Source organism: Phormidesmis sp. 146-20, assembly GCF_052939475.1.
Window position 1 is genome coordinate 130,825 of record NZ_JBJPHT010000004.1, and the last position, 14,145, is coordinate 144,969.

The following is a 14,145-nucleotide window of genomic DNA, read 5'->3' on the forward strand; positions in this document are numbered from 1 at the left end:
GTTGTTCACGCAGTTTAATTTTTGCACAATCGAGAATTTGATCACTCCCCTTTCTGAAAGCTCTGGAACTCCTGCCACGCTTGCCCCACATTTCCCTGCATCAGGGCGGCGACTGCATTGAGGGCGTGAAGTTCAGGAAGGTCGGGGTTGAGGTCAAAGGCCGTCTTGAGCGCAGATTGGGCCGCTCGTGGGCGAAAGTCGTAGAGATTAACGAAGGCTAGATAGGCGTAGGCGTTGGGATTGTTAGCATCCAGTCGGGTCACCTGTTGGAAACTGTCGATCGCTCCCCCCAGTTGTCGTTTCAGCACATTTGCTAGAGACAGCGCGTAAAAGAATTCTAAATTTTGAGGTTCTTGTTTTAGCCGAAATTCCAACGTCTGTTTGGCTTGAGTCACGTAGTCTTGGATGGGATCAAACTGATTGATTCTGCCAATTTGCTCAAAGATGGGATCGAGCGCGGATAGTCCCTTGGGTAAGTTGGTGGAGAGCGATCGCAGTTGGGTCACCCAATCCAATTCAACGGTTGCAATTTCTGGAGCCGTGTCTGCAATTTGGACGCTGATTTTGGGGACTGAAATGCTGTAGGTTTCGCCTGTTTCTCGGTTGAGGTAGGTGGCTTCGAGGGTGTAGCTGCCTTGGGCCGCTGCGGGCGGTAGAGTCGCCGTCCGTTCGATCACTTGAAACTGAGCTTTGGGGTCGGCGCTGTTGCGTTGCAGCATTCCCAACCCGATCGCGTGATCATGAAGCCAGCGAGTCGCTTGAGGGTCGAGTTTTTGCTTTTCTGCCCGCCAGGTTAAGAGAACCAAGCCCGATCGCAACTGCTCCCATGACCCTGACCAGCGATAGGTGACGGGCATCGGTTTGTTAGGGGCAGCTTGACTGGGTGCTCTCACCTGCTCTAATCGAATCGGCCCACAACCCGAACCACAAGCCTCGTCACTCGGCTGCACCTGAACGAGAGGAACGCGCCGTCGATAAAGATTTAGCACACTGTTGTCGGGCAGCGGCCAGGTTTTTTGGAGTTGAAAGTCAGTGCTCTGCGCGATCGCGATTCCCAGGGCGGTTTGGGCTTCGGGTTGACGAATGGCTCCTTGATCGCCGCTTTTGGTGACGAGCCAGGAAAGCGATCGCACGTCTTGCCCCACTTGTTTGAGTTTTGTGCCAACCTGCCGCCCATAGACCTGAAAGTTTCTCAACACGCCATAGTAATTGAGGTTGTGCTGATTTAATTCCACCGTCGAGGGGAGAACGCCGATCGTCGATCGTAGATAAGGCACCGTCCGAATCACTTCATCAATCACATTGGCATGGTGCCACTCGCCGCCCCAAACTGCGGGATGCTGATTTTTGTCGAAAGGCAGTTTAGGAACCACATTCAACGGCAGCAAATTGAGCAACATCAAAATTCCTGATAAGCCAACCGCACCCCAGCGAAACGCCCGCAGTCGATCGGGATATAAGACCAATCCCTGAGCCAGCAAAACGGTCAAAACGGGCAACAGAGGCGTGATGTAGCGATCGTCCTTATTCACGTTGAGCGAACACAGCAAATACGCCCCGATTAGAAAAATCAACAGCCACCGGACGGAATGCCACCACGATCGATGGGTTTTTTGGCGATAGCCTCGTGCCCTCAGTCCCCCGTAGTCTGAAATGCGCTGTAAGCGTCGATTTGCCCAAAACCAATGTCCGACGATCACCGATCGCTTCCAATACAGCACCAGTCCGACAAGCCCGACGACAAAGATCGGCAGTGATACGAGGATGGGAATCTCGCGAAGATAGAATGTCCAGGCAGCCAGCGTATTGAGGGGAGGATCACCTTCTGCGATCGCGGAGTCTACGGTGGCTCGTTTTCCGGCTGTGAGAATGAGTAGCCAATTGGTGCGATACCAGGGCAGACAAACCGTTGTGGCGGCAAATAAGCCTAAAAATAATTGAATTAGCTTCTTCCAATGGCGGTGCTGCAAAATCGAGAACAGGAAGGCAGCGATCGGCACCAATAGAAAAAAGATCGCAGGCTGTTTGGCTAAAAACGTCAACCCCAATGCGATTCCGAATCCAATGGGTAAGAGGAGGAATTTGGAGAGCGATCGGATAACGATGGAGCGATCTTCGGGATTCCGCAGTCTGGTGAACAAGGAGAAAGCCAGCCGTTCTTCTGTTTCGACCTCCGTGACTAGCAGCGTCAGCAGCCAAAAACTCAGCGTCACCATCGCCACTAAGGGATAGTCAATCAAAAAGTCGAGACGAATTTTATAAAGTCCCGGCAATAACAAACACAGCCCCGCCGCCCACAGTCCGACTTCTACTGTAAAGAGGCGCAGCCCCAACCCATAAACCGCAGTTAGCAAAATCGCGCTGTACAGCAGATTGACCAAAGTCGATTGCTCGATCCCCGCTCCAAACAGACTGATAAACGGCGTGGTTGAGATATAGACCAGGGGCGGCATTTTGGAAGACAGCATCCAGACGCTCGTCCACCAGTCTTGAGAAAACCAGTCAGGAGTCTGAAAGGCCCGCCAATAGTTCATTGCGCCCGTCAGATAGTCAGCCTGATCCCAACCGGGAATCGATCGGTCAGCCGCAAACCAAATCCGATCGACGATCGCTCCCGTCAACCATACTGACCCCAAGATTGGCAGCCCTGTCACCCAAGTCGGTTTATTTGCGCCCACTGCCTGATTCCAACCGTTTGCTCATCTTGAAATGGGGAATGTTTGCTTCGTAAAAGCGATCGCCTTCACTGACAAAACCCAGTTGTTCATAAAACTCTTTTACAGGTTCTTGGGCATGAATACGGATTTCTGAAATACTTTTTTCACTTAAAAAGGCGATCGCTGTTTGCATGATCTGTTTACCGATCCCCTGACCTCTCGCTTCTGAAAGGACGGCCAGACGCTCTAGCTTTGCAATCTCTGAATCCAAAAACCTGACTCGTGCAGTCCCAACCGGACGATCGCCCAAATAGGCCAACCAGTGGATCGCCTCATCATCCAGTCCATCAAATTCCAATGCTTCGTCAACACCCTGTTCGATTTGAAAGACGGTGGTGCGAATGGCGGCGATCGCCCCAAAATCATTGGGCAATTCTGCAAGTTTGATAGTGGGAAGGGTGCGATCGATTACCATAGGTCAGCCAATTTTTTACTCAAAGAATTCCTGCAATGTTGCTTAAAAATCTATCGATCGCTGCGGTGTTTCTGGTTTGGGCGGTTCCGGCTGTGGCGGCCAATCCTGATCACGTTCAGCGCTTATTAAAAACCAATCAGTGTCCGTTGTGTGATTTGAGTGGGGCAGATTTAAAGGATGTTAATTTATTTGGCGCAAATCTAGTCAATGCGAATCTTAAAGGGGCGAATCTGAGCGGCGCAAATCTCGGCTCTGCAAATCTGACGGATGCGGATCTGACGGGTGCAAACTTAAATCGGACGTATCTCGATCGTGCCACCTTAGAAAATACTAACTTTACCAAAGCCGACCTCAGCGAAGCTTATCTCAAAAACGCTTCTACGAAGGGCATTCAGTTGTCAGGCGCTTTACTAAAAGGCACCAAATTGTCTCAAGTTAATCTCATCGGGGTGAATTTGCGCGGGGCAGATCTGAGCAATGCTAACTTGAGTGGCGCTACTTTGAGCGGTTTTCGGCAAATTTTGGGTAGCGCTCGACCTGCGGGGTTTCCGTTTGGGTCGATCGATCCCAGTGCGTTGTCGGCTTATCTCTGTCAGGGGTCAAGTTCGATTCCTGATTTCACCAACAACAAAGAATTTCAGGCTTACGGGTTAGAGTTTGCCAGCGCGGATCTGAGTGGGGCAACGCTCAAAGGGGCAGATCTGAGCAGTGCGATCATGGTCAAGGCTGATTTGAGTGGCGCTAATCTCACTGATGCCAACTTGTCGGGCACTTGTCTGATCAGCAGCAACCTCAAGAACGCCATTCTCGACAACGCTAACCTGCGATCGGCTCTCCTTAAAAATGCGCTGATTGAGGGCACCAGTCTCAAAGGCACCCGTGACGCTGACTTGAGTGCAGCCATCAAAACAGAGCAAGCCGCCCTGCAAGCCCAAGTTTCTCCAGAAGTCAAGCAAAATATGGGGTCTCTGATGCGATCGCAGCAAGCCCATTTGCTTGAAAAAAATCGGTTTGCGACCAAGCTAGAAGACCTTCGGATCAACGTCCCCGCCGAAACTGAAAAGTATGCTTACCGGATTTTTTCTCAAGGCGATCGTACCCGCCTAACGATGGTTGCCGCCGTTCCCAAAGTCAAAGGGCTAAAAACCTACATCGGGCTGGTGAGTATGGGCAGAACCGGACGATCGGGAGCGCCGATCACGCTTTCCAGACTATGTGAAAGCAAAGAATCAAAGCCTGTTTTGCCCAAAATGCCCAAAGCGACGACTGACTCAAAACCGATGGCTTGTCCCGCTGAGTTTGTAGAAGTTCAAACGTGGGGTTGAATCGGTAAGCGCAATTTTGAGGGGAAGTCACCTCCACTGCGAAGGGCGATCGTGATGATTTGAGCGTCGATCGCTCTGGCTTCTCCTGGCAAACTGCCCGTCCCCCCATTCACCGGATACGCTGGAAAACAGGCCCCACTTAAACTTAAGCGAATTGCACTCCCTTGAGGAATTTGAATACAAGTCGGCTGAAGCGTCATTTGCAAAAGTTCTTGAGCAGCCTCAACTCGAAGATAACCCTGGGTGAAATTGTAAACGCTGCCGTTGGGTTTGACTTCTGACAAGACCGCACACAGATCAAAACTGGGCGTATCCGCTCTACAGTAAAACTCTGCAAACACATCTCCTACCAAATGCAAATCTTCGGTCAACGGGTCTGAGGTGTAGGTGAGAATGTCACTGCGACAATCGAGAGCAGCCCGATCGAACGACCCCGACGGAGCCGCCGCATGTCCGCCCAACGCTGGCACAGGTCGCCAGGGATCATGAACCAGCAGATCGATCGCAGGACTGAGAGAAGAGGGATACGCGATCAAATGACCGTCTCGATCGTCCATGCCAGCCAGTCCAGTACTGGTGAGAAAGAACGGCATTGGAGTTGCTGTGGGATAGTGAGAGAGCGCTTTCCACTCGTTGCGGCCCATTTCAAAAAGTTGGACTGGGGAATCTTGCAGCAATCCCGTGTCAATGCCTTTGAGAAACTGATCGAACCATCGAATTTGCAGGCGATCGCATCCACTCACCGCCGCTGCGCCATAATCCAACGCACCCACTCTTCGACCCCACGGCAAATGCGCCCACGGGCCAACGATCAGATGTTGAGGTCGATCGCTCGATTCCATCGCCTTGTACAGATTCAACGTGCCGCGCAGGTAAGGATCAAACCAGCCACCAATATGCAGCATTGGTAGATCAAACGCTTCAACGTAAGTTTTGGGTGAGAGTCTCTGCCAGTAGGGATCGCCAGCGGGACGACCCCTTGCGGGTAACTCGCAGCGATCGAGCCATTCCTCATAAAAAGAGTCGCGACCCCGCAAAATTTCAGGACGAGCGGGAATGCGATCGCCCAAGGGCAGATTCTTCGCAGCTTGAGACAGCGCCAGAAACGTCGCTTCATCTCCCTTTAGTCGAGCGGTTTCTGCTGAAATCTGAATTGCCCAACCTAAGTTCGCCTGTAGACAAAACGCGCCACCTTCATAGGCCCAATCGTCATACAGGTCGTAGCCCAACATCGCGGGACAGATCGCCTTGAGCGCAGTCGGATGCTTAACCGCCGCATACAGTTGCGTCATCCCCTGGTAAGAAAAGCCATACATGCCCACATCGCCAGAACTGCCCGGAAGACTCGCCGCCCAATTGACCGCATCGTAGCCGTCTTCAATTTCTGACTCAAATAGCTTAAACTCCCCTTCAGATGTGCCCCGCCCCCGCACATCCTGAACCACGACAATATAGCCATGTGAGGCATACCAGATCGGATGAGCATACACAACCGTGGAAGCGATCGCTCGACCGTAAGGCTGCCGCATCAACAAAACCGGAAACGGCCCTTCTCCATCGGGATAGTAGATGTCTGCATCCAACCGCACCCGATCGCGCGTCAGTATCGAGCCAGTCTGTTTCTCGCGTACCCCATACATCATCTCAAAACAGGCACTCCACCCCGCCGCAAAACCGCCATATCTTCCGCATCCAACTCCGCCGGAACCCCACTGCGAATCAGTTCCGCAAAGTCCTCATTGGGAATCATAATACAGAGCGCATAAAGGCGATCGCTGCCCGTATTTCTCACTTCATGAATGCCCGTCGGGGGCACCAGCAAACTATCCCCGGCTCGAATCGCCACCTCTTTGCCATCACAAACGGCAATGCCTTCTCCCTTGAGGACAAAGAACATTTCAACCGCTAACTGATGGCGATTGGGCGGAGTCTTGCCGCCGACATCAAAAATTTCGACACAAAAAGTCATCGAGAAATTGGCAATCACCGGATCGAAGACGATCGCCAATCGATTGGTATCATTGGGGCTGATGCGGTAAGCCTGATAATCGTTGGGAGATTTGATCACAGGTATGACGCAACTATCATCCATCATGAAGCGTTCCTCTAGAGTCACGAATAGTCCGATTTCAGCGTCTTCTCTTCAACTTATCCGCTATTTGAGATACAAAGTGAATCTGTATTAAGAATTAGGATTCTTCTCATAAAGGAGGGAAAGCGGTTTTCAGTTGACGGGCCAGTTGACCAGACTGTAGGCTTCCGCGATCGCCCAACCTCCTCTAAAATAGGATGCTGCAACTTTTTAGAGGAACAATGGCAGAAACCCTTTTCTTCAACGCCCTACGAGAAGCCATTGACGAAGAGATGGCGCGTGATTCTAGCGTCCTGGTGATGGGTGAGGATGTGGGTCACTATGGCGGGTCTTATAAGGTCACGAAAGATCTGTACAAAAAATATGGTGATCTGAGGCTGCTGGATACGCCGATCGCCGAAAATAGCTTTACCGGAATGGCGATCGGGGCAGCGATGACAGGCTTGCGTCCGATCATTGAAGGCATGAATATGGGCTTTTTGCTGTTGGCCTTCAATCAAATCGCCAACAATGCTGGAATGCTGCGCTACACATCAGGCGGCAACTTCAAGATTCCGCTGGTGATTCGTGGGCCGGGTGGGGTTGGTCGTCAGTTGGGTGCCGAACATTCTCAGCGGCTAGAAGCTTATTTTCAAGCCGTTCCGGGTCTCAAGATTGTCGCCTGCTCCACGCCCTACAACGCCAAAGGATTGCTCAAAGCTGCGATTCGAGATGACAATCCGGTGCTATTTTTTGAGCATGTGTTGCTTTACAACCTTAAAGAAAATCTGCCAGATGAAGAATACGTGCTGCCGCTCGACAAGGCCGAAGTGGTGCGAAAAGGTGAAGACGTAACGATTTTGACTTATTCTCGGATGCGCTATCACGTTCTGCAAGCCGTCAAGACGCTAGAAAAAGAAGGCTACGACCCAGAAGTGATCGATTTGCTGTCGTTGAAGCCGTTGGACTTTGAAACGATCGGCGCTTCTATTCGCAAAACCCACCGGGTGATCATCGTCGAAGAATGTATGAGAACAGGCGGCATCGGGGCTGAAATTGTGGCTTCGATCAACGATCGCCTCTTTGATGAGTTGGATGCTCCCGTCCTACGTTTGTCGTCTCAAGACATTCCTACTCCCTATAATGGCGCACTGGAAAATCTGACGATCGTTCAACCCCAAGACATCATCGATGCCGTCAAAAAAATGACTGCCGCCAAAGTTTAGTTTTGAGTTTCGCTATTGAAATCATTCGCTTAAGGGTGCAGATTGTGTGCCCTTATTTTTTAGGTGAATTTGATGTGGAGAATTTTCTATAGAAATTTTTTCGGCGTTGCTGATTAGAGGGATGAATACGTGGGAAGTGTCCATCTGTTCGCCCCCTAAATCCCCCAAAATTGGGGGACTTTGAACCTTGGGTTTCCCGCCGCTTTGGGGCAATTCCTCCCCTGATTCAGCAACGCCGTTTTTTCTAACCCAATAACTCTACTTGCCCGCCGCATTCAAAGCATCTGCATACAGTTGACCAACCTTTGTCAAATTCGAGATGGGTGACGTACGATTGACGATCGTCATTGCCAACCTGTTTCTTGCGGCCAAGATTTCCCTCAAAACCTGGCTGTTACCGTTTTGTCCGCGTTATCCTAAAGGCAAGGGTGCGAACACTGAAAGTCACCTCAAATTAAGACATGGCCATGCTGAAACGTCTGTCTCTTTTAGTTGCCCTCTCGATCGTTCCATTGCTGTCAGGACGAGCGATCGCTTCGCCGGATATCGGAGGTGCGCCCGTCAAAGCCATTCCGATTCAGCCGTCCTATTCGACAATTTACTCGCAGACCAACTTTATCGATCCGTTTGGGGTGCCTCAGTCGATCGTGATTACTGCGCCAACAGTGGTGCGCGATAGCTTTGGGTTTACGTCTCATCCATCGGTCAATTATCCCCAGACGATTATTGTCACCCCAACCAGTCGTACGACGATCGTCCGTGGCGTTTTGCATCCGATCGTTCCGATCTATCCGATTCGCTCCAATTGCGCCACTTTGAGTTTGGCACTGGCAAGCGGTCGATCGGTTTCCATCAACGCAACCTGTCACTAGCGCATCTCAAAGCAGCCAACTGGAGAATTTTCAAAATCTTTCTGCTGCGGTTCTGTGTCCGTTTGGCTGAGGGGAACGATCGCGTTCAGCCTACTTCCTATCAAACTCAGCCCTCAAAACTCTAAAGTGCCGTAAAACTGACAGCGCTTCATTCATTCTCGAATGGGGTGTGACGTTCCGCATCGTTGTTCTGATTTTTGCTTAGGATAAGTCGCCCTGAAACTTCACTGAGTTGAGTAATGTCTTGCTGAATCGAAACTTTTTCAATCTCACGATCTTCCAGGGATGTTTGCAACGACTGTTCCCTCTGCGCTAAAAGGTTAGCAAGTGCAGAAGTTGGAGACTGAAATGCTCTTTTTACATCATCGCGCAGAATAATAAAACTTGAAGAAGCATCAGCGAGAATCTGCTTTCCAATCTCTTTCTCGACTTGTTCGAGCTTTTGAAAACCAGCCTGTAACGCTTGGTTTCTTAGAGCAGCAGGATCAGGTTTGGAAAGCCAGCCAAGTATGCCGCCAACTGTTGCTCCCACCAATACAGCAGGCGCAAGTAGAACGCCAACCGTTGCAGCCGCAACTACAGCGCCAATCCCAATCCCCAACACACCACCACCGAGGCTTGCATCCTGCGCTTCATCTTTTGCTGTTTTAGAGATGTCGATGGTTAGAGAATTGTCCAGACGGGAGAGGGAAAGTTCATGCTGGCGGTTTAATTGCAATCCGAATCTTATATCGAGAGCCAATAGACTGACTTGAACTGCTTCGATCTCCTGGTAAATCTCACTAGTCAACTTCTCGATATGTGGTTTAATGTGGCTCTCTTGAATGTTGCACAGAAGAAACTCTAGCTCAGACGTTACATCTCTAAGGAAAAAATTAGAAAAGTCTTGTGCAATCTTCTCGTTCTCACTCTGCTCAGAAGTCCAGTTTTTGCTACTTTCAGTGACTCGGTATTTAACGCGAAGTATGCCGTCTTCCCAGAGCGTTGGGATTGCAAAAATGCACTGTTCCTGCTCTTGCTTAATCAAAGCTTGAAGTCGAATTGATCCGTCGTAGATTTTTCTAAGACTCGATACAACAACTTGTTTTTCAGATTCAGAGAAAGTAACGTCGCTGTCCAAACTCGCCTCCATCTGCTGCAAAGTAATGATGGATTCTTCTAGAACAGAGTGAACTTGTTGGGTGGCGAGATCTACCTTTAGCGCTCCTCGTTCAGCAATCAAAAACTCTTCTAAAGCCTGGGAAAAGTTACGAAAACTGTCGAGATACTCATTCTCTTCACCATCAAGAATGGCATCGATCGCTGCTTGAGCCGAGATGAAGTGAAGACGGTTTTTGCGCTCCAGAATGGCAGCTTCACCATAAACAAAATTCCCAACTAGCTGCTGCACTTGCTGGCGGTCTTTCTCCCGTCGGAGTAGATCCATGAAGTTCACAAGAACAAATAAGTTCTTTGCAGGCTGATCAGGTTTCCCACCATTGAGTTGAGCTTTCATACTTTGTAGAAGTTCTCGTTCTCCCATTGTGAGTGGGCGAGAAGCATTCACCAAGAAAATCGCCGCATCCAGATCTTTCAGCAGCTTTCGGGTAATATTTTCGCGCTCAGGATGTTCATTCAGCCCTGGTGAATCAATAATTTCTACTCCATACCGACAGAGTTCTAGACCCGGATGCTCCAAGATAATTTCCTCCAGACCTGACCTCAACAATTCATCATTGCGATTACATAAAGCCGCCTCTTCTGAAATTGCTGATTTTTCCTGGTATTCCTCAAATGGAATTTCTTCTTCACGTCCATCCTTATAGCGGCAAAGCACTCGTCTAGATTCTCCGTATCGCAGTACCGTAATCACACCACTACAGGGAATCGCTCGTACAGGTTGGATTTCTTCTCCAAGTAACGCATTGAGCAGCGTTGATTTTCCTTGACTGAATTCTCCAACCACTGCAATCCGAAACGTCTGAGATCGAATTCTTTTAGAAATTTTGGCGAGGGCTGCTTCTATTTGAGGGAGAATTGCTTGATTGCGATCGCTTTGGATGATCTTAGATGCTTCTCCGCAAATTTGCTCAAGTCTTTGATGCTCAAGTTGAAAGGTTGCCAACGTCTCATAACTTACCCCTTTTGATAGTCTGGTAGCTTGAGGCCTACTTGTCCGGGGAAAGCGTAACAAGATTCGAGAGGCAGCAGCAGAGAACACGGGATCTAATGCCTGAAATCTAGCTGGATCAAGCCAGTAGCGAACCTCTTTAACCTCTTCAGTCTCCTCGATCACAGTCTCTGTGAAGGACAACTCCAATGCTTTTGACAAACCACTTTTGAGGCTGGTGTGATCGGCAATTCGGTTCAAATATTGCCTTTCCCTCGGATCAATATTTCCATCTGCGATCGCCAATTCATAGCCAAAAGCAAGCAATAGTAAGCATTCTGATTCGGAAAGGCAGCGCAACAGCTTCTTAAGCTCATTGAGTCTGGCATACCATCTACCTTGGCGAACTTTCTGAAACATCTGCACAACTGTGGATCGCAGAATGCTCTTGGCTGGAATAAATTCAGCCACAATTTGCTTCAGGCGCTGTTGTTCCTCGTCAGTAACTTGAGTGTCGGCAAAGGTCACACCTACCAAAACTCCAGCTAACGCTGCCAAAAAGATCAACTGGTTCTCAATCTCGTTTTCCTGGAGTCGCTCCTCTAAAAGCTGATTGAGTATATCTGTCGCTTCTGATCGGTTAGCTGAGGAGATAGAAGTGGCAGCCATAAATCTGTGTCTTGTAATTCTTCAGGCTCAATGTGCCCACTGCCTCGGAGGTTGTAACAGTGCAAAACAGCACCTTGTACAACGTGAATTCGATAGAGTTTTTTCGCATCGGCATTTAACGCTTCTGCCCCCAACCCCCCCAAATCTGGGGACTTCCGGACAAGATTTCTCGTTCAAAGTCCCTCACAGGTGGGGGATTTAGGGGGCTGCCCGGATTTGTAACCACAGCGAAGAATTTCATCGAATTCACGTTGTACAGACCAGCTTCTCTAAAGTTTTGAGGCAAATGGTCAGCCCCCTTCTGCACTAACTCAACCCTCAAAACTCATAACTCAAAACTCTAACGCGCTATCATAGCGTTTGTCATAGCAGGTTTGGGTATGGGAAGGCAGCGTTCATTACTTTTGGTGATTTTGGCTCTGGTGATTGCCGCGATTTTTGTCATCGTCAAAGTGCCCGTGCAGTTGGGGTTAGACTTGCAGGGCGGCTCACAGCTTACGATTCAGGTTAAGCCATCCGAAGAAATTAAAAAAGTCACCTCTCGCGAATTGGAAGCCGTCCAGCGAGTGATTGAGGGACGGATCAATGGATTGGGCGTTTCAGAACCCGTGGTGCAAACGGTGGGCGAAGATCAGATTCTCGTCCAACTCCCCGGCGTGAGCGATCCTCAACAGGCAGAACGAGTCCTCGGCGGCACCGCTCAACTCGACTTTCGAGAACAGAAAAAAGGTACTGAGGCCAGACTGCCGATCGAACAACAACTGCGCCAAGAACTGCTTGCCAAACAAACAGAACTGAGAAAATCGGGCGACCAGAAAGCGATCGACGACAATCAGGCAAAAATCAAACAAAGCGACCAAGCCATTTTGGGACTGTTTGAGCCACCTGCCCTCGTGGGTAAAAACCTCAAAGATGCCTACCCCGAAACTACGCCCAACTCGAATACCTGGAGCGTCGGCCTGCGATTTGACGATGATGGCGGTCAGAAATTTGCCCAGTTGACCAAAAATCTGGCAGGCACCGGACGCAGCTTAGGAATCTTCCTCGACAACGGACTGATTAGCGCTCCCAACGTCGGCGTAGAATTCGCTCAAACAGGCATCACAGGCGGCGGTGCAACGATTACCGGACGATTTACGGCTCAAGAAGCCCAAGATTTAGCCGTTCAGCTACGTGGCGGATCACTCCCTCTACCCGTCGAAATCGTCGAGAATCGCACCATTGGCGCAACCCTGGGGAGAGACAGCATTCAGAGCAGCATTTACGCTGGGATTGGTGGATTGTTCCTCGTCCTCGTCTTTATGGTGGTGTATTATCGTCTGCCGGGAGCCATTGCCTCGATCGCGCTCATCATCTATTCCCTCCTCACCTTTGCGGCTTTCAATCTGCTGGGTGTGACGCTGACCCTACCAGGAATCGCCGGATTCATTCTCAGTATTGGGATGGCAGTCGATGCAAACGTGCTGATCTTTGAGCGGACTCGTGAAGAACTGCGCGCCGGAAAGACCTTGTATCGATCGGTCGAAGCGGGCTTTTTCCGCGCCTTTTCCAGCATTCTCGATAGTAATGTCACAACTCTGATCGCCTGCGGAGCGCTCTTTTGGCTGGGTGCCGGACTGGTGAGAGGATTTGCCCTGACGCTGGCGTTGGGCGTGATGGTGAGTATGTTTACCGCCCTGACCTGTAGCCGCACCCTGCTTCTCTTTGTGCTGGGCATCCAAGGACTCCGCAAACCAGAATTGTTTTGCCCCAACTTACCCACAACCAACAAACCCTCGGCGGAGGCAGCCTCATGAAACTTCAAGTCATCCGTCAACGAGGAATCTGGTGGACGCTTTCTCTAGCGATTATTTTGGCGGGTCTGATCGCGATGGCCATTTCCTGGAATCAGATTGGCACTCCGCTGCGCCCAAGTTTGGATTTTGTCGGAGGAACGCGCCTCCAATTAGAACTCGACTGCACCCAACCTGACAATTGCGGTAAACCGATCGACCTCGATGCCGTGCGAGGCGTTTTAGACGATCAAGGACTGGGAGGTAGCAGCATTCAAGCCGTTGGCCCAGAGCAGCGAATCATCTCCATTCGGACTGCCAATCTCAACGTCGATCAGCGCACCAAACTTCAACAAGCCCTCACCGAAAAGATCGGAGCCTTCAACCCCAAAACGACTCAGATCGATAGCGTCGGCCCGACCCTGGGGAAACAGCTTTTTGAGTCAGGCTTGTTGGCGCTGATTGTCTCCTTTGCAGGCATTGCCCTTTATCTCAGCGTTCGATTTCAGCCAGATTATGCCGTGTTTGCGATCGTCGCGCTCTTACACGATGTGCTGATTACCGTTGGCATCTTCGCCATTTTGGGATTGGTCAGCGGTACTGAAGTCGATAGTTTGTTTATTGTCGCCCTGCTGACGATCGTCGGGTTCTCCGTCAACGATACCGTTGTGATTTATGACCGGGTGAGAGAAACGATCGCCCTCAATCCGGGTCGTCACATTAACGATATTGTCGATGAAGCCGTCAATCAAACCTTGGGACGGTCAATCAACACCACCATGACCACGCTGTTGACGCTGTTTGCCATCTTCTTCTTTGGCGGAGAAACGCTGAAAAACTTCGCCCTGGCTTTGATCATCGGCTTTGTCATGGGTGCCTATTCGAGTATCTTTATTGCCAGCACGCTGCTTGCCTTTTGGAGAGAAAAAACGGGGAAAGCGATCGCTCCGACCACCACGCCTGATGCTACTGAGGCTTAGTCATTACAG

The 14,145-nt window shown here is 50.3% G+C and carries 10 protein-coding genes; 5 read left to right on the forward strand and 5 right to left on the reverse strand.

Annotation, left to right across the window (positions count from 1 at the left end; translation table 11 throughout):
- Positions 1-41: 41 nt before the first annotated feature.
- Both ACKFKH_RS05450 and ACKFKH_RS05455 read right to left on the reverse strand, forming a co-directional pair.
- On the reverse strand, positions 42-2,678 hold the full coding sequence (locus ACKFKH_RS05450; protein WP_446857229.1) for a phospholipid carrier-dependent glycosyltransferase: 2,637 nt from the start codon (positions 2,676-2,678) through the stop codon (positions 42-44).
- Entirely contained in the window at positions 2,665-3,132 is a 468-nt protein-coding gene (locus ACKFKH_RS05455) for a GNAT family N-acetyltransferase (protein WP_446857230.1), read from the reverse strand. Before ACKFKH_RS05455 ends, ACKFKH_RS05450 begins: the two co-directional genes overlap by 14 nt.
- 35 nt (positions 3,133-3,167) lie before the next feature.
- Here ACKFKH_RS05455 and ACKFKH_RS05460 point away from each other — a divergent pair, with 35 nt between their 5' ends.
- Positions 3,168-4,457 carry a pentapeptide repeat-containing protein gene (locus ACKFKH_RS05460; RefSeq protein WP_446857231.1) on the forward strand — a complete coding sequence of 430 codons (1,290 nt, stop codon included), beginning with the start codon at positions 3,168-3,170 and terminating at the stop codon, positions 4,455-4,457.
- On the opposite strand, the gene ACKFKH_RS05465 is transcribed toward ACKFKH_RS05460, so the two are convergent.
- Positions 4,442-6,097, reverse strand: a complete 1,656-nt coding sequence (locus tag ACKFKH_RS05465) for a CocE/NonD family hydrolase (protein ID WP_446857232.1) — start codon at positions 6,095-6,097, stop codon at positions 4,442-4,444. The genes ACKFKH_RS05460 and ACKFKH_RS05465 overlap by 16 nt on opposite strands.
- Positions 6,097-6,552 (reverse strand): cupin domain-containing protein, encoded by a 456-nt coding sequence (locus tag ACKFKH_RS05470; protein ID WP_446857233.1) that lies wholly within the window; start codon positions 6,550-6,552, stop codon positions 6,097-6,099. The genes ACKFKH_RS05465 and ACKFKH_RS05470 overlap by 1 nt, the downstream gene beginning before the upstream one ends.
- Positions 6,553-6,770: 218 nt before the next feature.
- On the opposite strand from ACKFKH_RS05470, the gene ACKFKH_RS05475 reads away from it, so the two are divergent.
- Positions 6,771-7,754: a pyruvate dehydrogenase complex E1 component subunit beta gene (locus tag ACKFKH_RS05475; RefSeq protein ID WP_446857234.1), complete on the forward strand. Its 984-nt coding sequence runs from the start codon at positions 6,771-6,773 to the stop codon at positions 7,752-7,754.
- Between the two features lie 467 nt (positions 7,755-8,221).
- Positions 8,222-8,626: a hypothetical protein gene (locus ACKFKH_RS05480; RefSeq protein WP_446857235.1), complete on the forward strand. Its 405-nt coding sequence runs from the start codon at positions 8,222-8,224 to the stop codon at positions 8,624-8,626.
- Positions 8,627-8,774: 148 nt separating this feature from the next.
- Here ACKFKH_RS05480 and ACKFKH_RS05485 read toward each other — a convergent pair whose 3' ends face one another.
- Entirely contained in the window at positions 8,775-11,384 is a 2,610-nt protein-coding gene (locus tag ACKFKH_RS05485) for a dynamin family protein (protein ID WP_446857236.1), read from the reverse strand.
- A 380-nt stretch (positions 11,385-11,764) separates the two neighbouring features.
- On the opposite strand from ACKFKH_RS05485, the gene secD reads away from it, so the two are divergent.
- Positions 11,765-13,180, forward strand: coding sequence for a protein translocase subunit SecD (gene secD / locus ACKFKH_RS05490; protein ID WP_446857237.1), 1,416 nt, complete (start codon positions 11,765-11,767; stop codon positions 13,178-13,180).
- Positions 13,177-14,136, forward strand: a complete 960-nt coding sequence (gene secF / locus ACKFKH_RS05495; RefSeq protein ID WP_446857238.1) for a protein translocase subunit SecF — start codon at positions 13,177-13,179, stop codon at positions 14,134-14,136. Before secD ends, secF begins: the two co-directional genes overlap by 4 nt.
- Positions 14,137-14,145 lie beyond the last annotated feature (9 nt).

What these genes read in the sequence shown, in the direction of transcription:
- ACKFKH_RS05455 (WP_446857230.1), bottom strand. Translation starts at nt 3,132, where the DNA reads ATGGTAATCGATCGCACCCTTCCCACTATCAAACTTGCAGAATTGCCC.
- ACKFKH_RS05460 (WP_446857231.1), top strand. Translation starts at nt 3,168, where the DNA reads ATGTTGCTTAAAAATCTATCGATCGCTGCGGTGTTTCTGGTTTGGGCG.
- ACKFKH_RS05465 (WP_446857232.1), bottom strand. Translation starts at nt 6,097, where the DNA reads ATGTATGGGGTACGCGAGAAACAGACTGGCTCGATACTGACGCGCGAT.
- ACKFKH_RS05470 (WP_446857233.1), bottom strand. Translation starts at nt 6,552, where the DNA reads ATGATGGATGATAGTTGCGTCATACCTGTGATCAAATCTCCCAACGAT.
- ACKFKH_RS05475 (WP_446857234.1), top strand. Translation starts at nt 6,771, where the DNA reads ATGGCAGAAACCCTTTTCTTCAACGCCCTACGAGAAGCCATTGACGAA.
- ACKFKH_RS05480 (WP_446857235.1), top strand. Translation starts at nt 8,222, where the DNA reads ATGCTGAAACGTCTGTCTCTTTTAGTTGCCCTCTCGATCGTTCCATTG.
- ACKFKH_RS05485 (WP_446857236.1), bottom strand. Translation starts at nt 11,384, where the DNA reads ATGGCTGCCACTTCTATCTCCTCAGCTAACCGATCAGAAGCGACAGAT.
- secD (WP_446857237.1), top strand. Translation starts at nt 11,765, where the DNA reads ATGGGAAGGCAGCGTTCATTACTTTTGGTGATTTTGGCTCTGGTGATT.
- secF (WP_446857238.1), top strand. Translation starts at nt 13,177, where the DNA reads ATGAAACTTCAAGTCATCCGTCAACGAGGAATCTGGTGGACGCTTTCT.